Genomic DNA, 26,672 nt, shown 5'->3' with positions numbered 1-26,672 from the left:
CTCTTGCCGATCACTTCGTCTTTCAGTAGCTCAAAGCTGCCCGACTCCTCCAAAGCCTCCTCTGGCGCCTCCACCTTACGGGGTTTACCAGATAAGGCGGCACGCATCTCAGCAACGACATCATCGCTGACCGAGAATAATGTGAGTGTGGAGCCCAAAGAGTTTTTGGCCGACTGGCTAAGGGCGTCACGGTTGACCCGACCTCTCCAGTTCACTACACGCAACTGAGGATAGTCGCCCACTTCATCTGGCTTATAGATGTACTGACCTTGATCTACGCCAATCAGGTACTGCCGGGTTTCCGTGTCATAGCTGACAATGGTGTCGCCTTTTTTGATATGGTCGCGAAACTTGAGGATCATTGCCACTGCGTTGGCCATAGCCTGTGGTTTCGACTGGGTAAATTCTCGAAGATACGCTTCTTTCAAGGCATCGGTAGTTTTATATTGGGTTAGCTCACCAAGGCGCGACCATCCAATGGCCGCGTAGCCTTTAGACTCAAAGTCTTCGATATAGGTACCACCACGCCCAGCGCGGATCATCCAGCTATTAGACATTTTCAGTTCCTTCAGAAATCGATTTGCCCGCCAGCAACTCGAATATCACTTGAGCAAATTATTTAGTTTTATCCAGACTAGCTCGTAGCCACATTACTGGATCTTGGTGCGCCTCGCTGCTGCCTAGGATAACGTCGTATATGGTTTTGGGAAAGTCGCCTAGCATAGCCTGACCGCGGGTGTTGTTGGGGATTTGATGCATGACCGCCTGACTCTCAGGTAATAAATAGGATCAGATAAAAGGTATGCCGTTCCGAGCCTACGCCACAGAGATCGCCTTTTATCTCACTGGATCAGTTTTACCCGCTCCCTTGGACTATGCCGCGCACGAACACGCTCTGTAATACCCAAAAATACGTTGGATAGAGGGAGACTTTGGACTCTTTAAGAGGGAGCAGAAACGAAAAGTCCGTATTACGGCGGGCTTGCGGCCGGTATCGGACTAACCAGAACTTTGATACGGCGCATTCAGGGCTCGCTCTGCTCGATTCTAAACGCCCCAGAACTTGGTGATCCAGCGCCACCATTTATGGCGCGTGGGACTACGCCCAGCGGCTCAGGCGCGCCAATGTACCCCAAGCTGCCCGAAACTGCCGGGATCAATGCCGCGACTGCCAGCAAACAAAAGAGCGGCCTCATCCGTTCGGACACCCATAAAAAAAGCCCACCTCTTTCGAGGTAGGCTTTTACTTATATGGCGCCTCGGGATGATGCGAATAGGCGCCACATCTATTTGATATATATAAATATATCCCTGTTCGATAAATATAAGTACCCCCAAATATACCCCCATACGTGAAATCTATTCACTAATAAAATTGCCCGGGCGCCTTAAGAACACGATCTTTCATGCCCGATCTCGCAGTGGCGCAGGTTGTCACATCGGGTATGATAAGCGAGTATGACGACATTCTGGAAATCATAAATAGATCGAGGGGACAATATAAAGAATGGACGTATTCCAGTACAGAGACTCGGTCATCTCCGATTACAAAGCTTTCACCACGAGCTTCACCAAGATCAAGTCACAGGATATTAAAGCTTTCGTCCAAGCCAGGTATGACGATGGCCACTATTGGCCTGCACCTCTTATTCAGCTCAACCCCTCCTTTGTACCTGGTGGCACCGTAGAACAATTGTGCAACGAGGGGACACTTCACCCCCACTGCGCGGACATTTTCCGTTTTGGGCGGGATGATACTGGAGGCGTCGGCATTTCCGCTCGTTTGCATAAACACCAACAGGACGCCATTTATGTAGCTCAACGAGAAGAAAGCTACGTACTCACCACTGGTACAGGCTCCGGTAAGTCACTTTCTTATATTTTGCCAATTGTGGATGCCGTACTCAAAGATCGGACCAAAAACCCCAAACCAGGCATCAAAGCGATCATTATTTATCCAATGAATGCATTGGTGAACTCGCAACTGGAAGAGTTGGACAAATTTTTTAAACACTCGGGCATGAATGCACCTGTTACCTATGGGCGCTACACTGGGCAAGAGTCGGATGATGAACGTCAAGCAATGGCCGCAGCACCACCCGATATTATCCTGACAAACTTTATGATGCTCGAACTGCTCATGACTCGTCAGGGTGATCTTGATCGCACAATCATGCAGGCAGCAAAGGGCTTAAAATTTCTGGTGCTCGATGAATTGCACACCTATCGGGGCCGACAAGGTGCCGATGTCGCCATGCTCGTGCGTCGTGTCCGCGAATCCCTGAATGATAATGTCTTGTGTATCGGTACATCTGCCACCATGGCAAGCGAAGGCACTCTGGCCGCACGTAAGGCAACCGTTGCCAAAGTCGCCACCAAGCTTTTTGGGGATGAGGTCAAGCCGGATAATATTATTACCGAAACGCTTCAGCACCTGACACCTTATGAAACCCAACCTGGCAAGAAGCAGCTGGCCGAAGCCCTTAATAAACCGGTACCAACGGATGCTGATTTCAAAGCTCTGCGCGAACACCCCATATCGGGTTGGATTGAGCTCACCCTAGGTCTCAGACGCGAAGAGGGAAAGTGGGTTAGGGCCCAACCGCAAAATCTTGATTGGGCTTCAGAGCAGCTAGCCCAAGACTCAAGCTGCTCTGTAGAACAATGTAAAGCCTACCTACGAGAATTCCTGTTACTCGCCTATCGCGTTGTTGACGAACAAGGCAAACCCCTTTTTGCCTTTCGTCTACATCAATTTTTATCAGGCGCTAGTAATGTATTCTCGACACTTGCCCCAGAAGGCAAGCGGACGATTGACCTCAGTGGCCAACAATTCTTGCCCGGCGACCGCCACCAAAAATTTTACAGCCTGCATTTCTGTCGCCAGTGTGGGCAGGAGTATCTGCCCGTATGGCACGATCAGGAGTATGACGACTTCTTTCTTGCACCGCGCGATATTAACGAAAAAGACACCGACAGCGATGAGCAGCGCTGGGGCTTCTTTATGTTCGATTCCGCACGCTCATGGGACGACGAAGACCCCGATAGATTCCCCGAAAATTGGTTTGAAGAAAAAAATGGTGACTTGCGTCTGAAGAGCAACTACAAAAAGTTCAAACCCCGGCAATACTATGTTGAAACCAGCGGTCGTGTAAGTCATGAAGGCGAACCCGGCTGGTACATTCCCGGCAGCTTCCGCTTTTGCTTAAGCTGTGGTGTTGTCCACCAAGCCCAAGGGAAAGACTCCAACCGCCTCACCTCGCTCAGTGGCGAGGGACGATCATCCGCCACCACCGTACTGGCCATTTCCGCTTTACGCTATATGCTGGAGCGCGACACCCAATTGGCAGATGACGCCAAAAAACTGCTCGGCTTTACCGATAACCGACAAGATGCCTCTCTGCAAGCCGGGCATTACAACGATTTTGTACAGATACTGTTACTGCGCGCGAGTCTTTTGGCGGCCACTCAACAAGCCCCAGACGGCTATTTAACCGACAGCAATTTACCGCAAGCGGTCTTTGAAGCACTGGGGTTTAACAAAGACGGATCGGATTATCTTGAAAACGCGTTTGCCAAGGGTCCCGGTAGGCGCAGAGCAGAAGAAACCGCTCGCAACGTGCTAGCCTACCGGTTGTATTTCGATCTACGCCGGGGCTGGCGCTACAATAATCCCAACTTGGAACAGCTTGGGCTGTTGAGTATCAACTACGAAGGCCTGGATGAACTCTGTCAAGATGAAAGTATCTGGCAAGACCTACCTTGTCGTGAGCTGGGATCTGTTAAACCAGAAAATAGGAAAAAAGCACTCAAAGCCATACTCGATACCATGCGTCGAGGCCTGTGCATTAAAAGTCGGTTTCTTGATTCGATACAGCAAGAGCAAATGCGCTCGCAAAGCTTCCAGTACCTTAAGGAGCCGTGGGGATTCAGCGAAGAAGAGCAACTTCAAGCAAGCTGTTATTTACTGCTGACGGGAAAACCCAAGCAGCACAAAAACAACCCCAACTTCGTCAGTGGCTCCAGTCGCTCAGCTTTGGCACAACAGCTAAAAAGTAGTAGCGTTTGGGGCAATGACTTGGCAACACTACCCAGAATTAATGACAAGACCTACCCTGATCTGATTCAAAGCCTGATCGAAGCGCTATACGCCTATAACATGGTAGAAGCTGAGGAATACGAAAAAGACCAAAGTGGTTACCAGCTTTTAGGTGAGTTCTTACAATGGCAACCGACCACCAAGGAAGACCAACTTGAAACAGCCGATCCCTATCGCTCAGATAACGAATACTTCCGCAATTTGTACACAACCATTGCAGAATTGTTACGTGGCGGCAATCGCACACTATTTGATTTAGAAGCGCGTGAGCACACAGCACAAGTGGACGCCAGCCAGCGAGAGGAGCGTGAAAAACTGTTCCGCAAGGCAGAGTTAAAAACCTTGTTTTGTTCTCCAACCATGGAACTGGGTGTCGATATTGCTTCACTCAATAGCGTGTACATGCGAAATGTGCCACCGACTCCTGCAAACTATGCCCAGCGTTCCGGTCGAGCCGGCCGTTCCGGTCAACCAGCTCTGGTACTCACCTATTGTGCAGCGCTTAGCCCACATGATCAGTATTTTTTCACCGACCCAGTACGCATGGTGCACGGTCATGTAAGCCCACCAACACTTGATCTTGCCAATGAAGAATTAGTGACCAGTCACCTGAACGCAGTATGGCTGAACGAAACCCAAAAAGCGCTACCCAAAACCGTCAATGACATGCTCGATATGTCCAACCCGGATACAATGTCATTACTGGATGAATTCGCCATACAAATGGACAATGACAAAGTGCGCCAGCAAGCGGCGCAACGGGGCCTTAATTTACTGCGCATGCTAAAAACAGAGCTGGTGGACGCCCAGGGCGTTTGGTTAAACTCCGAAGTCAGTATCGATGAAGCATGCTCAACCTGGTTGGAGAGCCGAATCAAAGGGGCCTTCCGCCAGTTCAATGACGCACTGGAACGTTGGCGAGAACTCTACGCCTCGACTCAGGAGCAACTGCAAAAAGCACACGCGATTATCTCTAACCCCGCGTTCGCGGAGCGAGATAAAAAAGCCGCGGACCGACGCTACAACGAAGCACGCACTCAAATTGGCTTACTCCTCAATACCGGCGCCGGACAAAACTCGGATTTCTCAACCTATCGTTACTTGGCCAGTCAAGGCTTCTTACCAGGTTACAATTTTCCGCGTCTGCCACTACTGGCCTATATACAGGGGAGACGGGGCAGTATCGGTCGCGATAGTTTCTTAGCACGCCCGCGTTTTCTGGCAATTTCCGAATTTGGTCCACTCAGCTTGATTTATCATGAAGGCTCCCAGTATCGCGTCAAACAGGTCATGCTGGGCATTCGCCAAGAGCAAGATATGGAGCAACCCGGGCTCGCCAAAGAAGAGGCGCGACTCTGCCCAGAGTGCGGCTATGGCCACTTCAAGCAGCAGTTGGAAAATGAACTCTGTATAGCCTGCGGAACCCCCATAGACGGTGGCAAACGCATCAGTAATCTCTATCGTATCGAAAATGTGAGCACCCAGCGTGTCTTGCGTATCACATGTGACGAAGAGGAGCGCCAGCGCCAGGGCTACGACATGCAAACCACCTTGCAGTTTGCATCCTGTGAGGGCCGACTTCGCGTCATCAGTGGCGATGTTAACGATAAGGACGAAAATATCCTGTTACACATCCAATACGCACCTGCCGCAACGGTGTGGCGCATCAACTTGGGCTGGCGTCGCCGTAAGGAAGAATCCATATACGGATTCAATATCGATACCACCTCAGGCATGTGGAGCAAAGACGAACAGGCCTCGCAGGACCAAAACGATGAAGCCTCCAAAAGTGACCGCTATGTGGAGCGCATTACTCCTTATGTTGAAGATCGCCGCAATGTCTTGATTATTCGGCCCAGCGGTTACATGGATGACTCCTTGATAACCAGCTTGCAATACGCACTCAAACGTGGCATCGAAGAAGAATTTCAAATTGAAGAATCCGAACTAATGGCAGAACCGCTGCCCAACCGTAACGAGCGCAAAGCCATCCTCTTTTATGAATCCGCCGAAGGCGGCGCGGGGGTACTTACCCGCCTGTTAAGTGACAGCAAAGCTCTGGCGCGCGTAGCAGAGCGGGCCCTGGCCATTTGTCATTACCAGCTGGAAAAGCAAGGCAACTATCAGAATGCCAACCAAGACTGCGAAGCAGGCTGCTACCGGTGCCTGCTCAGCTACTACAACCAAATGGATCATACGCTCATTGATCGCGGTTCCCCGGAGTTGCTCGAACTTCTTCAAGCACTCACCGGGGCACATAAAGTGCCCTCAACCGAGAGTCGCAACCACGGCGAACATTACGAGCACCTGCATACGCTCAGTGGTTCAAGCCTAGAACAAGCCTTTCTGCAACACTTGAAACAATACGGCCACCACCTGCCCGATGACGCACAGATAACCATCGAAAAATTCCAGACACGGCCGGATTTTATCTACCGTAATCACAATGCTGTGATTTACATCGACGGCCCGCATCACGAGTTCCCTCAGCGGCAAAAAGTAGATGCTGCGCTCAGCGCCCAACTGGAAGACAGCGGCTTAACCGTTATCCGCTTCAGCAAAGAACAAAGCAGTTGGCCCGCGCGCATAGCGCAATATCCCGATATTTTTGGAGCATCACAATTATGAACGCTGTTACCTTTAGCCCTGGCTCCATCGTGCGTGCTCGCGGCCGTGAATGGGTGGTTTTACCCCAAAGCAAAACCGAAATCTTACACCTACGGCCCCTCGGCGGGGGCGAGGAACAGCCTACCGTTATTTTACCTGTGTTGGAGCAGCTTCCCGTTGAGCCAGCCACCTTCCCCTACCCCAACCCGGAGCATTCGGGTCTACAATCAGCAGGCTTGCTACTACGCGATGCCCTAATGCTCAAACTCCGTGCTGGCGCCGGGCCATTTCGCAGCTTTGGCAATATCGCCATTGAACCGCGCGCATATCAACTCGTACCATTAATGATGGCTCTAAAGCAGCCAACCTTGCGCCTGCTCATTGCCGATGACGTCGGCATTGGTAAAACGATTGAAGCCGGACTCATTGCGCGCGAACTGCTGGACCGGGGCGAAATCAGTCGACTAACAGTGCTCTGCCCCCCGCATTTGTGCGAGCAATGGCAACAGGAACTTAATAACCGTTTCCATATTCAATCTGTCGTTGTTCGCTCAAGTACAGCTTCTCGGCTAGAGCGAGGTTTACCCGCTGGCACTTCAATTTTTACCGAATACCCCTTTACCGTAGTTTCGCTGGATTACATTAAAAGCAAAAACCGACGCGACGCCTTTGCCGAGCAATGCCCGGAGTTCGTCATTGTCGACGAAGCGCATACCTGCTCACGCACTGGGCAGGGCCGTCAACAGCGTTACGAGCTATTGCGCGACTTAGCCGACAACGAACAACGTCACCTGTTATTACTCACAGCCACTCCGCACAGCGGTGACGAAGAAGCTTTTTACAACCTTTTGGGGCTACTGCACCGCGACTTTTTACAACTTAAAGGCAACGAGGAGGCAGACCATCCCTTGCGCCGAAAGTTAGCCACGCATTTCATTCAGCGCCGGCGCGAGGACATCAAAGAGTGGCAGGAAGGAAAACTCTTCCCAGAACGCTATACCGCGGAAGCCACCTACAAACTCACAGGCGAATGGAACCAGATTTTTCAGGAGGTCGTCGCTTACGCTAGAGAACTCGTGGAACGAGAAGAACAAGGTACCTTCAAGGCACGTATGAACTGGTGGGCAGCACTTGCGCTGTTGCGCTGCATCTCTTCCTCACCGCAAGCCGCCATTAGAGCCCTTAACACACGAATCGATTCCGCCTTTGGCGATCAGGAAGATGCCGAGTCGGCCGAAGCACTGGAAGCCCAAGGCATTAGTACAGTACTCGATGGTGGCGAAGAGCTCAGTAATTCCGATGACATAGAACCCGGCGGCGCCCAAATAGAAGATCTGGAACGCTTACAAAAACTGATAGTTCGCGCTCGCAATCTCAAGTCAAGTAACGACCCCAAACTACAAGCATTAAAAAAACACCTAACCCCCATGCTAAAAGAAGGGCACAACCCGGTGATTTTTTGCCGCTACATCGCTACCGCCGAATACCTGGCTGATGAGCTGAAAAAAACCTATAAAGAGCGTGAAGTCATATATGTTACCGGTGACTTCAACTCTAGCGAACGTCAGAAGCGTATCGATGATTTAAAAGAGTCTGATAAGCCGCCGTTATTGGTGGCCACTGATTGCTTATCAGAGGGCATTAACCTGCAAGATCAATTTACCGCCGTCGTACATTACGACCTCACTTGGAATCCCACCCGCCACGAACAGCGGGAAGGGCGGGTAGACCGCTTTGGTCAACAGGCCACCGAAGTCAAAACTTTGATGCTCTACGGGGAGGATAACCCTATAGATGGTGCAGTATTGCAAGTGATTATCCGTAAAGCAGACAACATTAAAAAAGCCCTGGGAGTATCGGTACCCGCGCCGGAGAACGAAGGCCGCTATATGCAGGCCATTATGAACACTGTACTCCTACGCAGCGACCAACTGCAGCAGAGTATGGACTTATTTGCCGACGATCCCATGCTGCAGAAATTCAACACAGACTGGGAATCTGCACGCGACAGAACTCGAAAAAACCGTACTATCTTTGCCCAAAATCGCCTCAAACCCGAAGCGGTCATGCCCGAATGGGAAAAGGCCTTTGCGGTACTCGGTACGCGTGATGATGTGCAACGCTTTGTCACCCAGGCATTGGATCGACTGGACGCCACACTACATAAACAGCCCAATGGCACCTGGAGGGCACCATTACAACATCTACCCCTTACGCTGAAAGAAAGGCTGGATGTAGCAGGTCTTATGCATATAAAAACCCTGGATTTTAACTACCCCACTAAAGACCGGGCCGAATTTATCCACCGTACTCATCCACTTGTCAGCCACTTGGCAGACTACCTCACTGAGATGGCTATGAGTGGCGATGACCCAAAGTTAGTGGCGCGCGCTGGAGCAATATATTCACGAGGCATAGACACCCACACCACCATTTACCTGTTACGCCTGCGCAGCCGGCTGAGCATCAAGCGCACCCAGCACGATCAACAGCAAACCCAAGAACTGCTGGCCGAAGAAGCCCTGGCATTGGCCGTCAACCGTCGAGGTGAGCCCCAACTACTCGACAAAGCAGAAATACTACGCCTGATGCAACTACCGGTGAGCAAAAACATGGCGCCAGAGGCGCGCACGCGCGCGCTGAACCGTGCTATAGAGGCTCTGCCGCAACTTACTCCCACTTTTGAGTCTTACGCCCAAGAGCGCGCCGATGCAGTGCTGACCGACCACCGCCGCACCCGCGAAGCCGCCGAAGCGCGCGGCAGCTACAGTGTTCAGCCGCAACTGCCTGTGGATGTAATGGGCGTTTACGTCCTTATACCCGACGCCGGCTTGCTGTAATCCAAGGCAGCGCAAAGAACCCCCAGGAAAGACACTATGGCAAACACCACCCAGCAGAATTTCGATGCCATCCGCGTAGTAGGCGGATTACTGGGCAGCAAAATTCTGCAAGATACCCGTCTCTTCAGCTTGCCCGGCCAAAGCCAGCAGGACTACAGCATTGAGCGCGGCCTTACGTTTAACGACGAAATTGGTCGCTACTGGCGCATTGCCCAGGGCCGCTGGCGGGAATTCCAGCAACAACGCCAACGGGAAGACGTCAATCTGCACGCGATTACCGTCAACGACTGGCTACTGCCCCTGCTCGAGCGGGTACTGGGCTATTCCGTCACACCCTGCCAACACAAACAAACTCTGGGCGAGCGGGAGTTCCCCATCACCCACCAAGTCTGGGGGCAAAGCTTACCTTTGGTATTGTGCGATGCCGATCAGGATCTGGATAAAAGCGACGCACACTACGGGCAAGAGGGCCGCAAGCGTTCCCCCATGGGCCTGGCCCAGGAATACCTGAACGCCGAGTCCCAGTGCCTATGGTCGATGGTCAGCAACGGCCTGGTATTGCGCCTGCTGCGCGATAATCCGGCCATGACCCGCCCAGCCTATGTGGAGGTGGACTTCACTCGCCTGTTCGAGGAAGACAACTACGCCGACTTTGCCGCCCTGTGGCTGCTGCTACACGCCAGCCGGGTAGAACCCCAACAGGGGCAACCGGAACACTGCTGGCTGGAGCAATGGCGCGAACGCGGCCACGACGAAGGCGAGCGCGTATTGGACAAGCTGCGCTATGGCGTGGCTGACGCTCTGCGCCAGTTGGGAACCGGCTTTTTGGCCCACCCGGCCAATAGTGCCTTGCGCCAAAAGCTAACAGACGATGAGCTAAGTACCGACGCCTACTTTCAGCAGGTGTTGCGGCTGGTGTACCGCTTTTTGTTTATGCTCACTGCCGAAGACCGGGACGTATTGCTATTGACCAGAGACTACGATGGCGAGGATTTTCAAGGCGCCCGCGACCTTTATCGAGCAGGCTACTCCATCACCCTCCTGCGGGAACGCGCTCGTCAACGCCGCCATTACGATCACTACGGCGACGCCTGGCAGCAACTATGCGTTACCTTCACCGGCTTTGCCAGTGGCCAACCTCTGCTGGGCCAGCCCGCCCTGGGTGGCCTGTTTTCCCACGACCAATGCCCAGATCTGGCTAGCAGTCAGTTGGCAAACCGTTACCTGTACAGTGCCCTGTTTAATCTTTGCTACTTTGAACATCAGGGTATTCAAGCCCGCATTAACTACCGAGATATGGACACCGAAGAGTTCGGTTCGGTCTATGAATCTCTACTAGAACTGATGCCACAAATCCACCCAGACGGACAATGGCGCTTCAGCTTTATTGGCGATGCCGATGACGAAACCGCCGCCTCCAGACACAGCCGCAAACTCACCAGCTCCTACTACACGCCAGACCCTCTGGTACAAGAGCTGATTAAATCCGCCCTGGAGCCAGTGATCGCCGAGCGCTTGAAGGCCAGCCCTCAACAGCCCCGACAAGCGCTGCTCGGCATTAGCGTGTGCGACCCGGCCTGTGGCAGCGGCCATTTTTTACTGGCCGCTGCGCGCCGCTTGGCTACCGAGCTGGCGCAAATTGACGCCGGTAGCGACCAGGCCACCGAAAACCACTACCGGCATGCCCTGCGTGATGTGGTGCGCCACTGCATTTACGGGGTGGACCTCAACCCCATGGCCGTAGAGCTGTGTAAAACCGGCCTCTGGCTGGAATCCATCGAGCCCGGCAAACCCCTGAGCTTTTTGGATGCCCATGTACAGTGTGGTAACGCATTGGTGGGTATACTCGACCCCGAACAACTGGAAAAGGGCATTCCTGCCGATGCCTATAAACCCCTGTCAGGTGATGATAAAAACATCTGCAGTGAGCTGAAAAAACAAAACGCCCAGGCCATCAAAAAGGATAAATACGGTGAAAAACTCGCCGTCAGCTTGCGCGTCATTCCGCAGGCTTTTAAGGAGCTGGAGGCCATGCAGGAAGACACCGTAGCGCAGGTTGAAGCCAAGCGCCGCGCCTTTGCCGAGGCACGAGCCAAGCAGGACTATCAAAATGACCGTCTGAAAGAAGACTTGTTTACCGCCGCATTTTTTGCTCCAAAAACCGCTAAAACGGCGCAGCAGGTACCCACCAACAACCACCTGAAATTGGCCGCCGAAGGCCACTCGTTGCCGGACGATGTGCGCAACTTTACGCGTGAACTGGCCAACACCCACCGCTTTTTTCATTGGTCCCTGGCCTTCCCTCAGGTATTTGGCGAGGGTGCGTCGGGTGGTTTTGATGTGATGCTGGGTAACCCGCCGTGGGATCAACTGCAATATGACCCTCAAGAGTTTTTTTCATCTCGGGCACCAGAAATCGCCGATGCACGTCATATGAGTGCACGAGAAAAATTGATTAAACAGCTAGAAACTTCTGCCCCCAGTTTGTACAAGGAGCACTTAAAAGCTCAGGAAGCAATTTTGAGAACACAAGCTTTTGTTCATGGAGGCGGTCGATTCCCGCTTACCAGCTTTGGGAGAATAAATCTTGCACCTCTTTTCGCCGAACATTTTAGTAATGCTAAGGCTACTCGCGGTCGGTCTGGATTTATTGTACCTTCGGGAATTGCTACCGATTCTTTTACCCAACAATTCTTTCGTAACTTGGTCGAAACCAATAAAATTGTTAGCCTTTTCGACTTCGAAAATCGGGAAGCAATATTTCCAGATGTCCATAGAAGTTATAAGTTCAGTCTAGTGACACTTGGCTCTAAAATAGTACATTCAATGTTCGGATTTTTCCTTTCAAAGGCTAATGAAATCTATGACAACCGGAGAGCCTTCACCCTTTCTCAAAAAGATTTTGCATTGATAAATCCGAACACGGGGACTTGCCCCGTCTTTCGCACCCAAAAAGATGCAGAGATCACAAAGAAAATTTATGCATCTGGACAAGTGCTAATCCGAGAGCCTGACGGAAAAAGACCAGAAATCAACTCATGGGGTATAAATTTTCAGCTGATGTTTATGATGAACACGGCAAGCCATTTGTTTAAAACGTATAAAGAGATTCAGGAAATAGGCGGCTCTCTAACAGACCAAAGAGCGAAGGTAGCTGGCATTAACTACCTGCCCCTATACGAAGCCAAAATGGTACACCACTATGACCATCGCTGGGCCACCTACGAACTTGATGGCGAAACCAGCCGCGATTGCACCCTGGCCGAAAAGCAGAACCACCACCAAAACCGCCCCCGCTACTGGGTGCCGGAAAACGAAGTTACCCTGCGCACCGCCCAAGCGCCCAAAGCGGTGCTGGAAGCCTGCAAAAAAGCGGACAACGAACTGTTGACCACCGCACTAACCTACTGGTGCGCCGGTGCCTTCCTGCAACAAAACCAGACAGCCTCCGCCCAAGCCCTGCTCGGCGAACCCCTGCGCAGCGAGGGCAAAGACCTTTTCGATAGCGGCCTAACTGCCACCGCCCAAGCTGCCGCAGCGATGCAGGAAGACTTTCCACTCACTACCGAGGAACAAGCCCACCTCAAAGCGGCACTGGAGCAGCAACAAAATCTGTGGCAACAGATATGGCCACTGCTGGAAGCAAGGCGACCTAAGTATTTGCTGGGATGGCGGGATATTTGCCGATCAACGGATGAGCGGACGGTAATTGCTGGGGTGATTCCGTTTAGTGGTGTGGGAAACAATATGCCGCTTATACTCTTCAATAAGTTTAATGCTATCAATGCTGCTTTACTTCAAGCAAACTTAACGAGCTTGCCTTTTGACTTTATTGCTCGACACAAGGTAGGCGGCACGCATCTTAACTTCTTCATCATCAAACAACTGCCAGTGCTCCCACCCTCCGCATTCGACGAGAATGACGAAGCCTTTATCATTCCTCGTGTGCTGGAACTCACGTATACCGAAGAGCGCCTCAAATCCTTCGCCGAAGACCTAGGCTATCACGGCGAGCCGTTCGCATTTGACCCCGATCGCCGTCACCAACTCAAATGCGAGCTGGATGCCTACTACGCCAAACTCTACGGCCTGAACGAAGAGGAGCTGCGCTACATCCTCGATCCCACCGAGGTTATGGGCGACGACTACCCATCCGAAACCTTTCGCGGGTTAAAAAACAAAGATATAAAAGCCTACGGAAAATATCTAACTCAAGAGCGGGTTCTGGCCGCGTGGGAAGAACTGCACAAGGAAGACGCCAATCAACAATACGCCCCTTACCGAGGTGCTGCCTACTCGCCACAAGGAGTTATCCGCAATGAACAGGAGGCCCAAGTCGCTGGTCTGCTGTTATTGGTTATTCGCCAGTATCAATTTATACCCCGCACGAAACTCAATGACTTTTTCACTCTTATCGGCACCGATATTTCCGATGACAGCGAGAGTTTAAAGACTGCCGCGCCCGAATTGATTCAGGCCGCCCACCTTATGGAGTCTGAACATCGCTGGAGCCTGGTACTGGATTATCTCCAGCGCCACTCTTTGATACGCGCCGAAGCAGAGGGCTATCGATCCCTGGCCGGTAACGAACTGCCCCAAGATGTTGTGGTTATCGACGAGCTCCAGGATTTGGCTATGCGCCTACAAAGGATAGTGACTTCATGGTCCGAGCAGAGCAGCGAAGAGAGAACCGGCTCCCTTAATGAACGGGGCGAAAACAAGCAGGCATAAAGGCCAAGGATGCACCAATGGATGACAATTTCGCGTGGCTGGAACAGCCGACTCATGAGCCAGCGCTCTACCTCAAGCGGCTGGCGATATACGACGACCCGAAAAAGGTACCCTTCAGAGAGGTACCCTTTCGGCGCGGGTTAAATATCGTCTGGGCGATAGAGCCCACCCACGCACAGGCACAGGGCTGGCGTGCGGCGGGCCACGGTGTAGGAAAAACCTCGCTCTGCCTGTTATTGCGATATTGCCTGGGGGACGAATCTCCCAATACCACGAAGCTGCGCAAGGAGCTGGCGAGTAACTTCCCCAAGGGCGGCGTGGCGCTGATCGTTGATATACAAGGCCAAAGTCACATCGTTTATCGGAGCTTTAAATACCGCAACAGCGACAGGGTGGTTCACGGTGAAACGCTCACCGAACTTTGGAGTCATGAACCCGCCATTGACGCTACGGACTTCTTCGACTCCTTAACCCCCACCCTTCTGCACAACGCTAGCTGCGCGAGGGTTCCAGAGACCGATCAACCGCTGGAGTGGCGTCATTTGCTGGCCTGGCTGGCACGAGATCAAGAGGCGCGTTTCAAGTCCTTCTACGCCTGGCGAGAAGGAGAAGGCATAGGACTGTCCCGAAGCCGCCAGGACCCACCCATCCTCTTGCGCTCCGTGTTGGGGCTAATGAGCTCTGAAGAAGGCAAATTACTCAGGCAATTAGCCTCTGCAAAGCAGGCGCTTGAAGCAACTACCCAAGACACACAAACCTTGCTGCGAGAATCCGATCTCATCAAAGCCAGAATCGAAGCAGAGCTGCGCGACCTTGATCCGCAGCTGGTAGACCTGCCTTTGCACGCGCCAGATCTTTTTTCGCCATCTCTGATGGCTGCGCTTGGCGAGAAAGACGCAGAGCTCAATGCCAGCCTTGAAGAATGGCAAAACCGTTACCGCACTCAGGAGGAAGAGCGGCAGGAAATTTTTAGAAGCCTGCACCCATTGGAAGAGGAATATCACCGTATTGATCAGCGGCTGAAGCGCGCTGAGGCAGCGCGAGCCAGAAACGAAAAGGAATTTTCTCGGTTAACCAGTGAACTTGATCGTTTGAAGGCGCTGGGCGGTGACTGCCAGGAGGCCTGTATTCCCTTTAAGGAGTGCACTCATGTTCAGGATCGCATTCAGAAACTGGAATTGCCAAACATTCAGGACTCCCTGAACAAACGTGCACTACAAGCCCAGATGGAGGAAGTAGGGCAATACGTAGACCGCTATCAGCGAGCACTAGCCAGCAAGCACGATGACATCAACCTTTATAAGCAAAAAAACAAAGCGTTGGATAGTAAACAGAACCAGCAACTGCGCATTCGAGACACTATTATTGAACGCGCTGCTCGGTTTATGAATTTACGGGCCGAACTGGAACGCTGGGAATCTACCCAAGGTTCGGAGTATCGTCGACAGTTAGTCCAAACTGCTGCTCAACATGAACAACAGCATAGAAACGACATAGCCCGTCTCGAACTCCCACTCCAGAAAATAAGGCAATCGCTTAACAGTCATGAAAAAAAACTGGAAAGCATCATGCAATGCTTAACCGAGTGTCTGCTTGGCGATGATTTTTTTGGGAGTCTGGAGCCTCAGTCAGATGAGCGCCCCTTCGGTATATCTGCACACGGGGGTGAAGCCTACCGTGTGTTGGAAATACTTCTGGGGGATTTATCCTGTCTATTCTATTCAGTGGGTAATACATCGGCATTCCCCGGCATCCTGATTCATGACTGCCCAAGGGAGGCCGATATGGGACCGAAGCTTTACGAGGAATATGTAACCCTTGTCGCCGCCGCTGAACGCCACTGCGAAAAATTGGGGAACGAGGTGCCGTTTCAGTACATTATCACTACAACAACACCTCCACCAGAAGCCTTATCCGACAGCGAAAAGGTTGTACTAAAACTCCACCCAGAAGTGGATAAAGAGCTCCTTTTCCGTCAAAAGCTAGTGGTAGAAGAGCAGAGAACTACAACGGGTTGAAGCCATCCATTGGGCTATCTATCTCAAAATAATCAAACGTAGAAGTACTGGAACTTAATATGACCGATCTGAACAAGCACATTATTGATCTGGCCGAAGATACGCTATCCACTTTTTCTGCTATCGCATCGACCGCACAGGAAACGCTGGCATCCGTGCACGGTGTAAGCGCCCAAGGCTTTGCACAAGGCAATACCTTCACTGGGGTTGAAGCAGAAAGAAACCTTCATCGAATCAATCGAGAAACACAGGAAGGTTATTCCCAACTTGCTCGAGAACCCGCTATCGCACGTCTTGTCATTGAAGACCCAGAAGGAAACCAAAAAGTCCTGTATGTAGCCAGGAAGTATCAAGTAGCCGTTGATGAGGTCACATTAGCAAGTTACCAGTCCTCTATGGGGCGTTTAGCATCACTGCCAACCGGCGATGCTGACACGATTAACAATACAGAATTTACTGTTATTGAAAAATGTTTACTCAAGCCGACACAATCCTCAGACAAGCTTTGGGATTCTAAAGACAATCGATTCGATAACGAAGAATTGGGTAGCCAGAGCATCAGCTCGCTCCGCCAGCTTCTAAGCCTAGTCGATGTCGACGCGGCTTCTAGCTTTGACGCTATGCTAACTGGGGCTGAGCCAGACGATGTCATCCGCCAAGGCTTGATACACGAAATCCGGCGCACCATGAGCTTGCGCGATCAGCCCATACTGGACAAATTCCAGGATGAGATATTCCGGCTCCCTATCAACAGCAAGCTGATAATGATGGGGCCTCCGGGCACCGGTAAAACGACGACCTTGATCAAACGTCTAAGCCAGAAGATTGACACACAAAATCTGGCAGCTGAAGAAAAACGTTACGCCACTTCAGACACGGCTGGGCGCGAGCATGCCAGAAGCTGGAAGATGTTCACACCCACCGAGTTGCTAAAACACTATCTAAGCGAAGCCTTTGCCCGAGAAGATGTGCCCGCTCGGAACGAAGACATATCCACCTGGAATTCAGAGCAGCTCCGTTTAGCGCGCAATGTTTTCGGCTACCTACAGGGGGCCAACAACAAAGGTAAATTTATACTCAAACAGAAAGCGGATTTCATCAGTCAATCGGCTATTATTGACCCAATATCCTGGTATGAGGCCATCAAACATCATCACCAAGAGCGATTTTTCAATCAGTTGATGCAGGGAAAGGACGTAATTTCCCGGCTGGATTCCCAGATCGAGAAAAGTTTAGCTGAACACCTGTCCGAAATTCTGACGAACACTAAACCCGCGAACATAATTGATGTTGTCGGGCGCATCACATTGATAGAGAACGATATTAAGAAATCCCTTGAACAGCTAAACAGAGACATCGAAGAACTGTTAAAAACCTTTGCTAACCGAGAATTCAAGAACAATCGTACACTTTTCCCCGATTTGGCAGCGCACATTGATCTACTGGAACTAGAAGACGATGACGATGACGAGTCGACGTTCGACGGTGATGATGAAGCCGAGGATCAGGTAACAGCGACCTCTCGAAAAACGACTAACAATGAAGCGTTTATCCAGTACAAAAAGGCCATACGATCACTCGCACGATACCGCTACAATAAGCGATCTCTGCCTAAAAAGGGCGTGAGCTATGCCGTTATACAGTGGCTTGGAGAAAACCGGGTCCCCGACAAAGATGAATTGCTAACCCTCGGAAAATTGGCGTCCGTAAGGAATGCCCTTAATCGCTTTAGGAACACATACCGACGCTACGTTTCTGACATTCCAGCAAGCTACAAAGCGTTCCGAACGAAGGCTTTCGGCGAGCGCCTTTATTATGAGAAGCTCCCCGAAAAAACGATTCACGTCTCTTCTTACGAGCTGGATACCATCTTGCTAATGGGACTTGAGGCCGCTCGGGCCATGATGTCCAACCGAGCTATTAGCCGGGCTAACAACGGCGGCCTGCCATCACTACTGAAAACTGTATCCAGTCATTTTTATAATCAAGTACTGGTCGATGAAGCGACTGATTTTTCCGTAATACAGCTTGCGGCCATGAAGAACCTTTCGACACTATCAAGCGAGTCTTTTTTTGCGTGCGGTGACTTTAACCAGAGAATTACGGGCGTTGGCATACGTGACCCAAAGCAACTTGCCTGGATAGCAAACGACCTGCGTACGCAGCACATTACCGCTGTTTATCGACAAAGCCGGATTTTAAATGAACTAGCCGTGAAGCTGCTGCAAGCCAGCAATGGCGACCTAAGCGCTAAAGGCGAATTGCCCGACAGCAGCGCTCATGAAGGCCTCAAACCGGTTTTCATCGAGGAATGCCAGGATACTCGCGCAATCAGCCAATGGCTCGCGACTCGCATCGTAGAAATTGAAAGCATGACTTCACCTCTGCCCACCACCGCCGTGCTCGTGCAGGATGACAGTCAGATCAAACCCCTTGCGGACGCACTCAATGAAGAACTGGAACCCTATAACCTGCGCGCCGATCCCTGCGAAGGCGGCCGCACTCTAGGTGAAGGTAATAACGTGAGAATATTTTCGGTTGAGCATATTAAAGGGCTAGAGTTTGAGGCCGTGTTCTTTGTGGGAGTGGATAAGTTAGCCGAAACCATGCCCGAGCTATTTCACAAATTCTTGTATGTGGGCTTTACTCGAGCTGCGACTTACCTAGGCTTAACCAGTGATGGGAAGTTGCCCTCACCGCTCAGCCAGATGCGGGAAGAGTTTGTGGATGATTGGTGCTAAATAATATAAAGGAATCTCTGATGTCTCGTTTTTGCAACGAACGTAATTCTAAGCCACTTATTGATACCGGCGCTATTTGGCTGGATAAAGCACTCTATCACCAAAATTCGGTTTTTTCAGATAAGACTCTGTGGACGCTGGAACATGTTACAGACTTGGAAACTTACTTCTCCAACAACCCGGATACTGGCACCGGCGATTTTTTTGACAAGCTGGAAACCCAGCTGGAGCCCTGCGGCCCGGCCGTCAAGCAACTGGCGGCAGAAATGCTATGGTTAATGCTCTTGTGCGTCAGCAATATAGGGGCTGCCAAAAAACGCGAATCGGTGCTGCGGGTATGGGCTTGGTCAGGCGAAGTACTGCCCGAGGACCACCCTCTGCTGTCCGATGACACCCTGGCCGGGGTCGGCAGTGGTGGTACCAGTTTTAATACCAACCGCTGGCGCGAGCTGGCTTATTGCGTAGAGGCAGCCAAACAGGCACTGGCAATGCCGCTGGCAGAACGCAAGGCCATTTTTTCTGATTTTACGGCTCTGGGCGAGTACCTCACCAAAGTGCCTGACAATGAGCGGCGACAATTTCGGCACATGCTGCTTTACATGCTCCACCCTGATTCTGCCGAGCGGATTTTCAGCAACGGAGACCGTATGAAAATCGCGCTAAAATTTACTGGCAAGCCCCAAAAAGCCTTGAAAAAACTGACCTCGGCAGAGATGGATCAACTGCTGCTCAGTATCCGCAAGGCACAGGAAGAGGTGTTCGGCACTAAAGACTTGTGCTTTTACGTGACACCACTGCGGGAGCTGTGGAAGGCGCAATCTTCCTTCAGTTGGCTGTTTTCCTGGAACCCCGCCAATTGGGCGTGGAAGGACTTGCCCGCGCATATTGCGCAAACCAAGGCTGGCAAACCCGTTATTCTCAGTTGGCGCTGTGCCAATCAGGACGCATCCCCTGGTGACCGGGCCTGGTTGATTCGCCTGGGGCAGGAACCCAAAGGCATTATGGCCAGTGGCAACGTCGTATCCGAGCCCTACGAAGCCGAGCATTACGACACGGAAGCTGCCGCGGAGGGGAAAACCATGATGAAGGTGGACATTGAATTCACCGAAATTCGGGATGTGTTCAAAGATTCGCTAATCAGCATGACGGACTTGGGGCGGATTACCATCGACAACCAAAACTGGTCGCCCCAGAGTTCCGGCATTGAAATCAAACCCCGCAGCGCCGCGCTACTCGACAAACTCTGGGCCAAGTTAGCTGCGCCCTCCGATACGCCCAAACCCAAGGAGAAGACACTACTGATTGCCGAACCCATCAACAAAATTTTGTATGGGCCGCCCGGCACCGGTAAAACCTATAAACTCAATAAGCTTAAACAGCACTATGTGGTGAAACAGGCGTCGATCTCTTACGAACAGTGGCTTTCCGAGCATTTGAAGGGCATCAACTGGTTCGACGTGGTATTTATGTGCCTGTATGACTTGGGCGGCACTGCCAAAGTCAAAGAGATTGAATCCCATGCGTTTTTCATCCAAAAAGCCAAATCGGTCGGTCGCCGCCAACACCTTAAGGCGCAGATATGGGCCACCTTGCAAACCCATACGGTAGAATCGTCAACCACTGTGAAGTACAAAAACCGGGTGGCACCCCTGGTCTTTGACAAGGACGCTGATAGTCGCTGGCAGCTGGTGGGCAACTGGCAGGAGGATGGCGAAGACCTGATTGCCCAAACCAAAACCCTAAAAGCTGGGGCGCCTTCTCAAGCCGACCAGCTCCACTATGCCTTTGTCACCTTTCACCAGGCCTACAGCTATGAGGATTTTGTGGAGGGCATACGTCCGGTGCAAGACACGGAAACCGATCAATTGGTGTACCGGGTAGAGCCGGGAGTGTTTCGACAGATTTGCCAAGATGCCCAGATTGCGCCTGACACCCGTTTTGCGCTGTTTATCGACGAAATCAACCGAGGCAATATTGCCAAAATTTTTGGTGAGCTGATAACCCTGATCGAAACCGATAAACGTGCCGTCTATGACCCAGACGGCCGATTGACCGCCGGTATGGAGCTGACCCTGCCCTACTCCCGCGAGCGTTTTGGTGTGCCTAAAAACCTGGACATCTATGGCACCATGAATACCGCTGACCGCTCGATTGCCCTGCTGGACACCGCTTTACGTCGGCGCTTTCTGTTTGAAGAGCTGATGCCCAACGCCAAAGTAATCACTGGCTCTCGCGGGGATGGCTACATCGAAGACGGTGAAGGTGGGTTAATTGATCTTCGCGCCCTGCTAGTTGCCATGAACCAACGTATTCGCTTTTTGCTGAATCGGGATCTTATGCTGGGCCATGCCTACCTGAGCAAAGTCAATGACTTCCGCAGCCTGCGTGATGTCATGCTGAATCAGTTTATCCCCCTGTTACAGGAGTACTTTTACAACGACTGGCACCGGATTCAGTTGGTATTACGCGATGTGGATCAGGGCAACGAGCCGGTGGAACCCCAAATTATTGAGCACACCATCATCAGCGGGGCTGAGGTGCTGGGCTTTGAGCATGACGATTTTGAGGATTTGATTGATTATCGCGTAGCGGAACCTGCGAGCATTACTCCTGAAGCGATCCGAAAAATTTACGAAAGTCTGGATTAAGTCAACTCATGGAAGTGCTCACTTGTATTGAACATCAACGTATTCCCGTTCGTGCTACACGCGCGCCGGGTGAATTTGCGCTAACACATGCTCAAGCTAAATTGCTCGATGCAGCCGATGGAGTTCCCGCTGATGCTTTTCGCTGGGGGCATCAATGTGTCAGGTGGCGACAGTTCTGTGGCGTCGTTCAGCTTGGCGGCTTGACCTTGGAGATTCTACCCAAAATTCATGGCAAAGAGTCTGATCCCGGGGCCTGTCGAGAAGTGCTGGTAAAAATGCTGCGCAAAGCCGGCCTGATGAAAGTTCACCGAGGCGCCGGTGCCGGAATCCAGACCCAGAAGCACACCTTATTGGATATTTTTATTCAGGAATTCTGCCTACTAGTGCGCGAGCAAGTACTGATGGGCAAACCTAGAGACTACCAACAGCGGGAAGAGAACCTGGGTGTGATCAAGGGCAAGCTGCTAATTAACCAGCAATTGCGCCAAAACCTCAATCACCAAGAGCGACTTTATTGCCAGTTTAATGAACTAACCGACGATATTTTACTTAATCAAGCGGTCAAGTTCACGCTGCGCCTTTTGCTCCCCAAATGCCGTTCGGATCGCAGTAAAAAGGCCGTGACTGAGTTGCTAATGCAGCATAATGACATAAGTGACCAGCGCATCGACCGCCAGTCATTGGATCGCCTAACACTCGATCGAACCAACCAACGCTATGCCGATATTCTGGCTTGGTGCAGATTGTTTATTGATGCCGAAAACCCGGATGTAACGGCGGGGGAGCATAGCCTGCTATCTATACTATTTGACATGAACCTGTTATTTGAGCGCTGGCTGGCGGCCAGCTTGCGCCCATTGGCTCGAAAAGCGGGACTGTCCTTGAGGGAGCAAGCCCCCAGGCGCTATCTGGCATATCGGGAAGACGTAGACCGCAAGGTATTCCAGACAAGGCCAGACATCAGCCTCATCGACCGTAATGGCAAGGTCCACCTGATTATTGATGCCAAATGGAAATTACTGAATGGCCCAGATGCCAAACTGGGTGTCAGCCAGGCAGACTTGTATCAGCTTTCCTCCTACGCGAATCGCTACCATATCCATCAGGTAGCACTCGCCTATCCCAGTCAAGCAGGTCTCAGTGAAATTTATGCGTTACAGCTATTGGGTAGTCATAGCGCAAAATTGGATATTCATTGTATTGATTTGCTAAAACCTACTGCCCACTTGCAATTGTCGTTTAAGTTTTAGCCAAATCCTGATATGGCCTTGGTGGATTTCCGAAGCTGATGTAGGATAAAACGCCAACCAGTAGAGGCATCCGACCATGTCTGATCGGCTAATCACCCTAGCGGCCCAGCGCATCGTAGATGCAGACAGCCTGGTGATCTGTGCTGGTGCAGGGATGGGTGTTGACTCAGGCCTGCCGGATTTCCGTGGTGCTGCCGGCTTTTGGAAGGCTTACCCTGCCTTACGATCCGAGGGCATCCGGTTTGAGGATATTGCCAATCCATCTGCTTTTATGGAGAGCCCGGCCTTGGCATGGCAGTTTTACAGCCATCGCATCAGTCTCTACCGTCAAACCAAACCCCATGCTGGCTTTAACATCCTTAAGCGATGGTGCGAAAGCAAAGCGCATGGGTGCTTTGTGTACACCAGCAATGTCGATAGTCACTTCCAGCGCGCTGGCTTCGCCGAGGAGCGCATTAACGAGTGCCATGGCTCGCTCTCCTACTTGCAGTGCGTTGTGCCCTGCCAGCAGGCTGTATGGCCGCTGGAAGGCGCACTTGATCAATTCGCCACACCGCTATGCCCGCATTGTGGCGAATTGGCTCGGCCCAATGTGTTGATGTTTAACGACTGGGGTTGTATTAACGATCGGACCGAGAAGAAGTACGAAGCGTTTGAAAGCTGGTTGACTGGTGTAAGCAATCCGGTAGTGATTGAGCTAGGGGCAGGTATTACCATCCCCAGTGTGCGCCGCTATGCCGCAAGCCTGGAGCTTCCGATTGTGCGTATTAACCCGCAGGATCACGCTATAACGCCGCCTCATATCGGTTTGCCTATGACTGCCCTGAGAGGGCTACTTGCGCTTGAAAAGGCAATTGATCTATTGGAGATGGGTGACGCAACTTCGAGCCCTGAAATTAATACAGACCAACTGCAGGGCCAAGCATGAACGAGAACAAGCTGTTAGAAAGAGAGGACTATGAGGTATTTGCCCGGCGGCATTGGGTATCTACTTTCAGCCATACCTCGGGCAGTGCGCTAATGCCTTGGAAAATTGAAGTTCAGGCTGATGCGCTTGCGCGACTAGTAAACGATGTGTCCTTGGGAATGCGTGTGTATGAGTTGTTGTCCATTACCCGGCCCGGCGAGCTGTTGGCGTATGTCTACCTTGAATTTGACCCTGCAGATACTGCGCTTCAGCAAGAGCTGCAGAGTAGATTGGATCGTTTCGGGAGTCGTCGCTGGGAATTAGGGATAGCCGATAAAAAGCCAATAAAAAGAATCGTTTTTTCAAGTTTCGAGCGAATGTATCCACTGGAGCCCAGCCCTGATACCAACCTGCACGGGTCGTGGCAGCTTTCTCGCGATTATTCTTCTTTTTGGATGGAATACCTGAATGGCTTATTTACTCGGTTGAAATCCGTACAAAACCGAACACTACAAAACCCCGACCCTTTGATTCAGGCTGCTATCAGGTTGATGAATGAAAACCGGCACCCCCAACAACTTGAACGGCATATTGAACGCAGGGTCTACTTACATGCGCCAAAACCCTATATAAAAATGCCACCTGTGCTTGTCGAGAGATTGGTTGCCCTTGTTGATACTTACCAGGTTAGATCAGTCTGCGCTGAAGAGGGCGGTTATGTATTTTGGTATGAAATGCTCAAGCGCCAGCTTGCGGTAGGCGCTCCCAATATGGAGTTGCGCTGCGGGTGTGATTCACCAAAGCCGCCTTACAATGCCAGTCATGTGGGCGGGGAAATCAATAACGGCGTGCAAACTGAGCTGATGGTAATCCCAGCATGGAAAACCCTTTGCGCCGACGCTTGCGAAAAAGAGCAGCGCCTACCATATCTAGCCAAGATATTGGTCAGCGAAAGAGATTGGTCAGGCATGACGTTTGTAGACCATGAGCATATTGAGGGCTGGAATATTTATATTGACCGAGCCTGGCGGCAGAGCAAGGAGAGCGCTCGGAGGCCGGCACATAGAGCGAACCCGGATCGCCTTAGAGAGTAGTCGCGTACAGGAAAGAACCCCCGCCTACCAACGCCAGAAGTAGTTCCTGAGGGAAGCGTCATAAAGTATTATCATGGCCCCCTTTGATACATTATCGGTATTGAAAATCAACAACTCATACGGACTCAATAATACTGCTCCCGAAATCTCAACCATCATTACTGATTCTATTGCTCCAAAATGTCCTGATTTGTCCGGTTTAGATAAACGTTTAATCAAGCCACTTATGCTTTTGTAGAAAGTCATCTAAGCTCTGCAGCCAACACTGTTCCAAATTCTGATATTGTCGATGTAGGCGCTCAAAAGTTTTCCAGTGCATGCCTTTGGTTTTAATAGAGCCACTTCCTCGATGATAATCGGCGAATATCCGTTGCCCTAATTTGTGCTTTTTTCGTATTAGCCGATATGCCTGATTTTCGTTTTGTGTGACATAAGGAAGTCGACAACAATGCCTACATATAAACAGGGAGCCGTAATCAAACAGAATACCCACTCGACGGTTACAGCTTGGGCAGCTAAACCACAGCCTTTCGCCTCCATAGTGACAGGAAGTGGCCTCAAACATAATAGGAAGGATTCTAGCCACCCAACCTTTATCAGGATGGTTATACCGATAAGATACCAATATCTGTTTGTCATCTATTTTGTAGCTAACTGAGCCACACTCTCGACCACCAATACTCCAGCGTAGTGTGCCAACAGCCCCCGGTCGCAATAAGCCTTCACGTCTCAGATAGCGAATATCAATACTGTTGCGTCCATTCAAAGTATGTCCTCTGCTCATAGCATCCTCCGCACTATCGAAATCATTAGGGAAAAATGTTTTTTTGCGATTACATCTCTGAATGCCAACAGACATGTCGTCAACACTAACCTTCATAATTTTCTAGCCATTCCTCCACCTGTTGATTCTGAGGGCAATGGGTAGCAATAGGGGATGTATTCATTCCCCTTGTACCCGCGCTTCCTTGATTACTTGTTTCGTAGTTATATTTACACGTAGTTGATTGTGGCTCTGCGCCTTGTGACACCTGGGCTTGCGGGAAACTCTTGTCCGGATTGCTTATCTGGGACTTATCCGGGTGTAATTCGGGTAATGTCCGTATGTTATCTGGGTAAAACGCTCGCAGAATCGTATTAAATGAAGCATTGAGCGGGCGCAGAGTACCAGCCTCGAGTCGGCCATCACTACGATTTTCGGCAACAAAATACAGCTTTTTCAGATTCCCCATATAATCGTGGTAAACAGTTACGCTTTGGGGATGTTTCAGTTTGGTATGACTCCAGAACCGATAAAACAGGCTTCTTCTTCCAACCGCAAATTGCTTGCCCGGATACCTCTCTCCCCCTGTTCCATTTGGTCCCTTCCGCTGGCGATTTAGCTCGACGTTAAAAATAACATAGCGTTGTTCAATGCCCTCCAGCAACTCGAACTGCAACGTCAACCCCGAGAATCGTTTGCCATAAATGCCAGTGGAGTAATCCACATACTTCATTGGCTCCAAGTTGAGCCTATTGGCTATTTGCAGCACAAGGCTATCAACATGTTTTTTGAACCAATCCGGCGGCACTATGGCCCCATTTCGTGGTGTGATAGATAACTTTCCATCCCTAATCTCTACATGGTCTGCTCGCTGCAGAACGGACTGAAAGGCTACCATTGTGGAAAAGCCGTTCAGTTTTCGTTGTGATATGAAAAGCTCTGGGCTAGAGCAGCAATATCCGTTGCTTTCCATG

11 protein-coding genes and 1 pseudogene are annotated in these 26,672 nt (G+C 51.1%); 9 read left to right on the top strand and 3 right to left on the bottom strand.

What is annotated here, in order from left to right; translation table 11 throughout:
- Nucleotides 1-557: pseudogene (locus tag AACY82_RS06995) on the bottom strand (restriction endonuclease); the annotation flags it as partial.
- A gap of 950 nt (nucleotides 558-1,507) precedes the next feature.
- Here AACY82_RS06995 and AACY82_RS06990 point away from each other — a divergent pair.
- The 9 genes from AACY82_RS06990 to AACY82_RS06950 all read left to right on the top strand — a co-directional run bounded on the left by AACY82_RS06990 (nucleotide 1,508) and on the right by AACY82_RS06950 (nucleotide 24,935).
- The gene (locus AACY82_RS06990) at nucleotides 1,508-6,727 is read left to right on the top strand and encodes a DEAD/DEAH box helicase (RefSeq protein WP_339616059.1); all 5,220 of its coding nucleotides are present in this window, start codon (nucleotides 1,508-1,510) and stop codon (nucleotides 6,725-6,727) included.
- Nucleotides 6,724-9,546 (top strand): helicase-related protein, encoded by a 2,823-nt coding sequence (locus tag AACY82_RS06985; protein ID WP_339616058.1) that lies wholly within the window; start codon nucleotides 6,724-6,726, stop codon nucleotides 9,544-9,546. Before AACY82_RS06990 ends, AACY82_RS06985 begins: the two co-directional genes overlap by 4 nt.
- A 36-nt stretch (nucleotides 9,547-9,582) precedes the next feature.
- Nucleotides 9,583-14,277, top strand: coding sequence for an N-6 DNA methylase (locus AACY82_RS06980; protein WP_339616057.1), 4,695 nt, complete (start codon nucleotides 9,583-9,585; stop codon nucleotides 14,275-14,277).
- A 17-nt stretch (nucleotides 14,278-14,294) separates the two neighbouring features.
- On the top strand, nucleotides 14,295-16,295 hold the full coding sequence (locus AACY82_RS06975; RefSeq protein WP_339616056.1) for a hypothetical protein: 2,001 nt from the start codon (nucleotides 14,295-14,297) through the stop codon (nucleotides 16,293-16,295).
- A gap of 59 nt (nucleotides 16,296-16,354) precedes the next feature.
- Nucleotides 16,355-19,036 carry an ATP-binding domain-containing protein gene (locus AACY82_RS06970; protein ID WP_339616055.1) on the top strand — a complete coding sequence of 894 codons (2,682 nt, stop codon included), beginning with the start codon at nucleotides 16,355-16,357 and terminating at the stop codon, nucleotides 19,034-19,036.
- 20 nt (nucleotides 19,037-19,056) lie between these two features.
- A complete protein-coding gene (locus tag AACY82_RS06965) occupies nucleotides 19,057-21,684 on the top strand; it encodes an AAA family ATPase (protein ID WP_339616054.1) in 2,628 nt (875 codons plus the stop codon).
- Between the two features lie 8 nt (nucleotides 21,685-21,692).
- Nucleotides 21,693-22,934, top strand: a complete 1,242-nt coding sequence (locus AACY82_RS06960) for a hypothetical protein (RefSeq protein ID WP_339616053.1) — start codon at nucleotides 21,693-21,695, stop codon at nucleotides 22,932-22,934.
- 76 nt (nucleotides 22,935-23,010) lie between these two features.
- Complete coding sequence (locus tag AACY82_RS06955) at nucleotides 23,011-23,862, top strand: Sir2 family NAD-dependent protein deacetylase (RefSeq protein ID WP_052480962.1); 852 nt, start codon at nucleotides 23,011-23,013, stop codon at nucleotides 23,860-23,862.
- Nucleotides 23,859-24,935, top strand: coding sequence for a hypothetical protein (locus AACY82_RS06950; RefSeq protein ID WP_041522643.1), 1,077 nt, complete (start codon nucleotides 23,859-23,861; stop codon nucleotides 24,933-24,935). The genes AACY82_RS06955 and AACY82_RS06950 overlap by 4 nt, the downstream gene beginning before the upstream one ends.
- Before the next feature lie 211 nt (nucleotides 24,936-25,146).
- Here the strand turns inward: AACY82_RS06950 and AACY82_RS06945 are convergent, their stop codons facing one another.
- A complete protein-coding gene (locus AACY82_RS06945) occupies nucleotides 25,147-25,815 on the bottom strand; it encodes a hypothetical protein (RefSeq protein WP_339616052.1) in 669 nt (222 codons plus the stop codon).
- Nucleotides 25,805-26,506: a hypothetical protein gene (locus tag AACY82_RS06940; RefSeq protein ID WP_157471627.1), complete on the bottom strand. Its 702-nt coding sequence runs from the start codon at nucleotides 26,504-26,506 to the stop codon at nucleotides 25,805-25,807. The genes AACY82_RS06945 and AACY82_RS06940 overlap by 11 nt, the downstream gene beginning before the upstream one ends.
- Between the last annotated feature and the right edge of the window lie 166 nt (nucleotides 26,507-26,672).

The sequence above is a fragment of the uncultured Gilvimarinus sp. genome (genome assembly GCF_963972205.1).
In the GTDB taxonomy this organism is placed as follows: Bacteria; Pseudomonadota; Gammaproteobacteria; order Pseudomonadales; family Cellvibrionaceae; genus Gilvimarinus; species Gilvimarinus japonicus.
The sequence above is the reverse complement of the archived record's forward strand: the minus strand, read 5'-3'. Positions and strand labels throughout refer to the sequence as shown.

Bases quoted from the DNA above. Each gene is read 5' to 3' on its own strand.
- AACY82_RS06990 (WP_339616059.1), top strand. From the start codon at position 1,508: ATGGACGTATTCCAGTACAGAGACTCGGTCATCTCCGATTACAAAGCT.
- AACY82_RS06985 (WP_339616058.1), top strand. From the start codon at position 6,724: ATGAACGCTGTTACCTTTAGCCCTGGCTCCATCGTGCGTGCTCGCGGC.
- AACY82_RS06980 (WP_339616057.1), top strand. From the start codon at position 9,583: ATGGCAAACACCACCCAGCAGAATTTCGATGCCATCCGCGTAGTAGGC.
- AACY82_RS06975 (WP_339616056.1), top strand. From the start codon at position 14,295: ATGGATGACAATTTCGCGTGGCTGGAACAGCCGACTCATGAGCCAGCG.
- AACY82_RS06970 (WP_339616055.1), top strand. From the start codon at position 16,355: ATGACCGATCTGAACAAGCACATTATTGATCTGGCCGAAGATACGCTA.
- AACY82_RS06965 (WP_339616054.1), top strand. From the start codon at position 19,057: ATGTCTCGTTTTTGCAACGAACGTAATTCTAAGCCACTTATTGATACC.
- AACY82_RS06960 (WP_339616053.1), top strand. From the start codon at position 21,693: ATGGAAGTGCTCACTTGTATTGAACATCAACGTATTCCCGTTCGTGCT.
- AACY82_RS06955 (WP_052480962.1), top strand. From the start codon at position 23,011: ATGTCTGATCGGCTAATCACCCTAGCGGCCCAGCGCATCGTAGATGCA.
- AACY82_RS06950 (WP_041522643.1), top strand. From the start codon at position 23,859: ATGAACGAGAACAAGCTGTTAGAAAGAGAGGACTATGAGGTATTTGCC.
- AACY82_RS06945 (WP_339616052.1), bottom strand. From the start codon at position 25,815: ATGAAGGTTAGTGTTGACGACATGTCTGTTGGCATTCAGAGATGTAAT.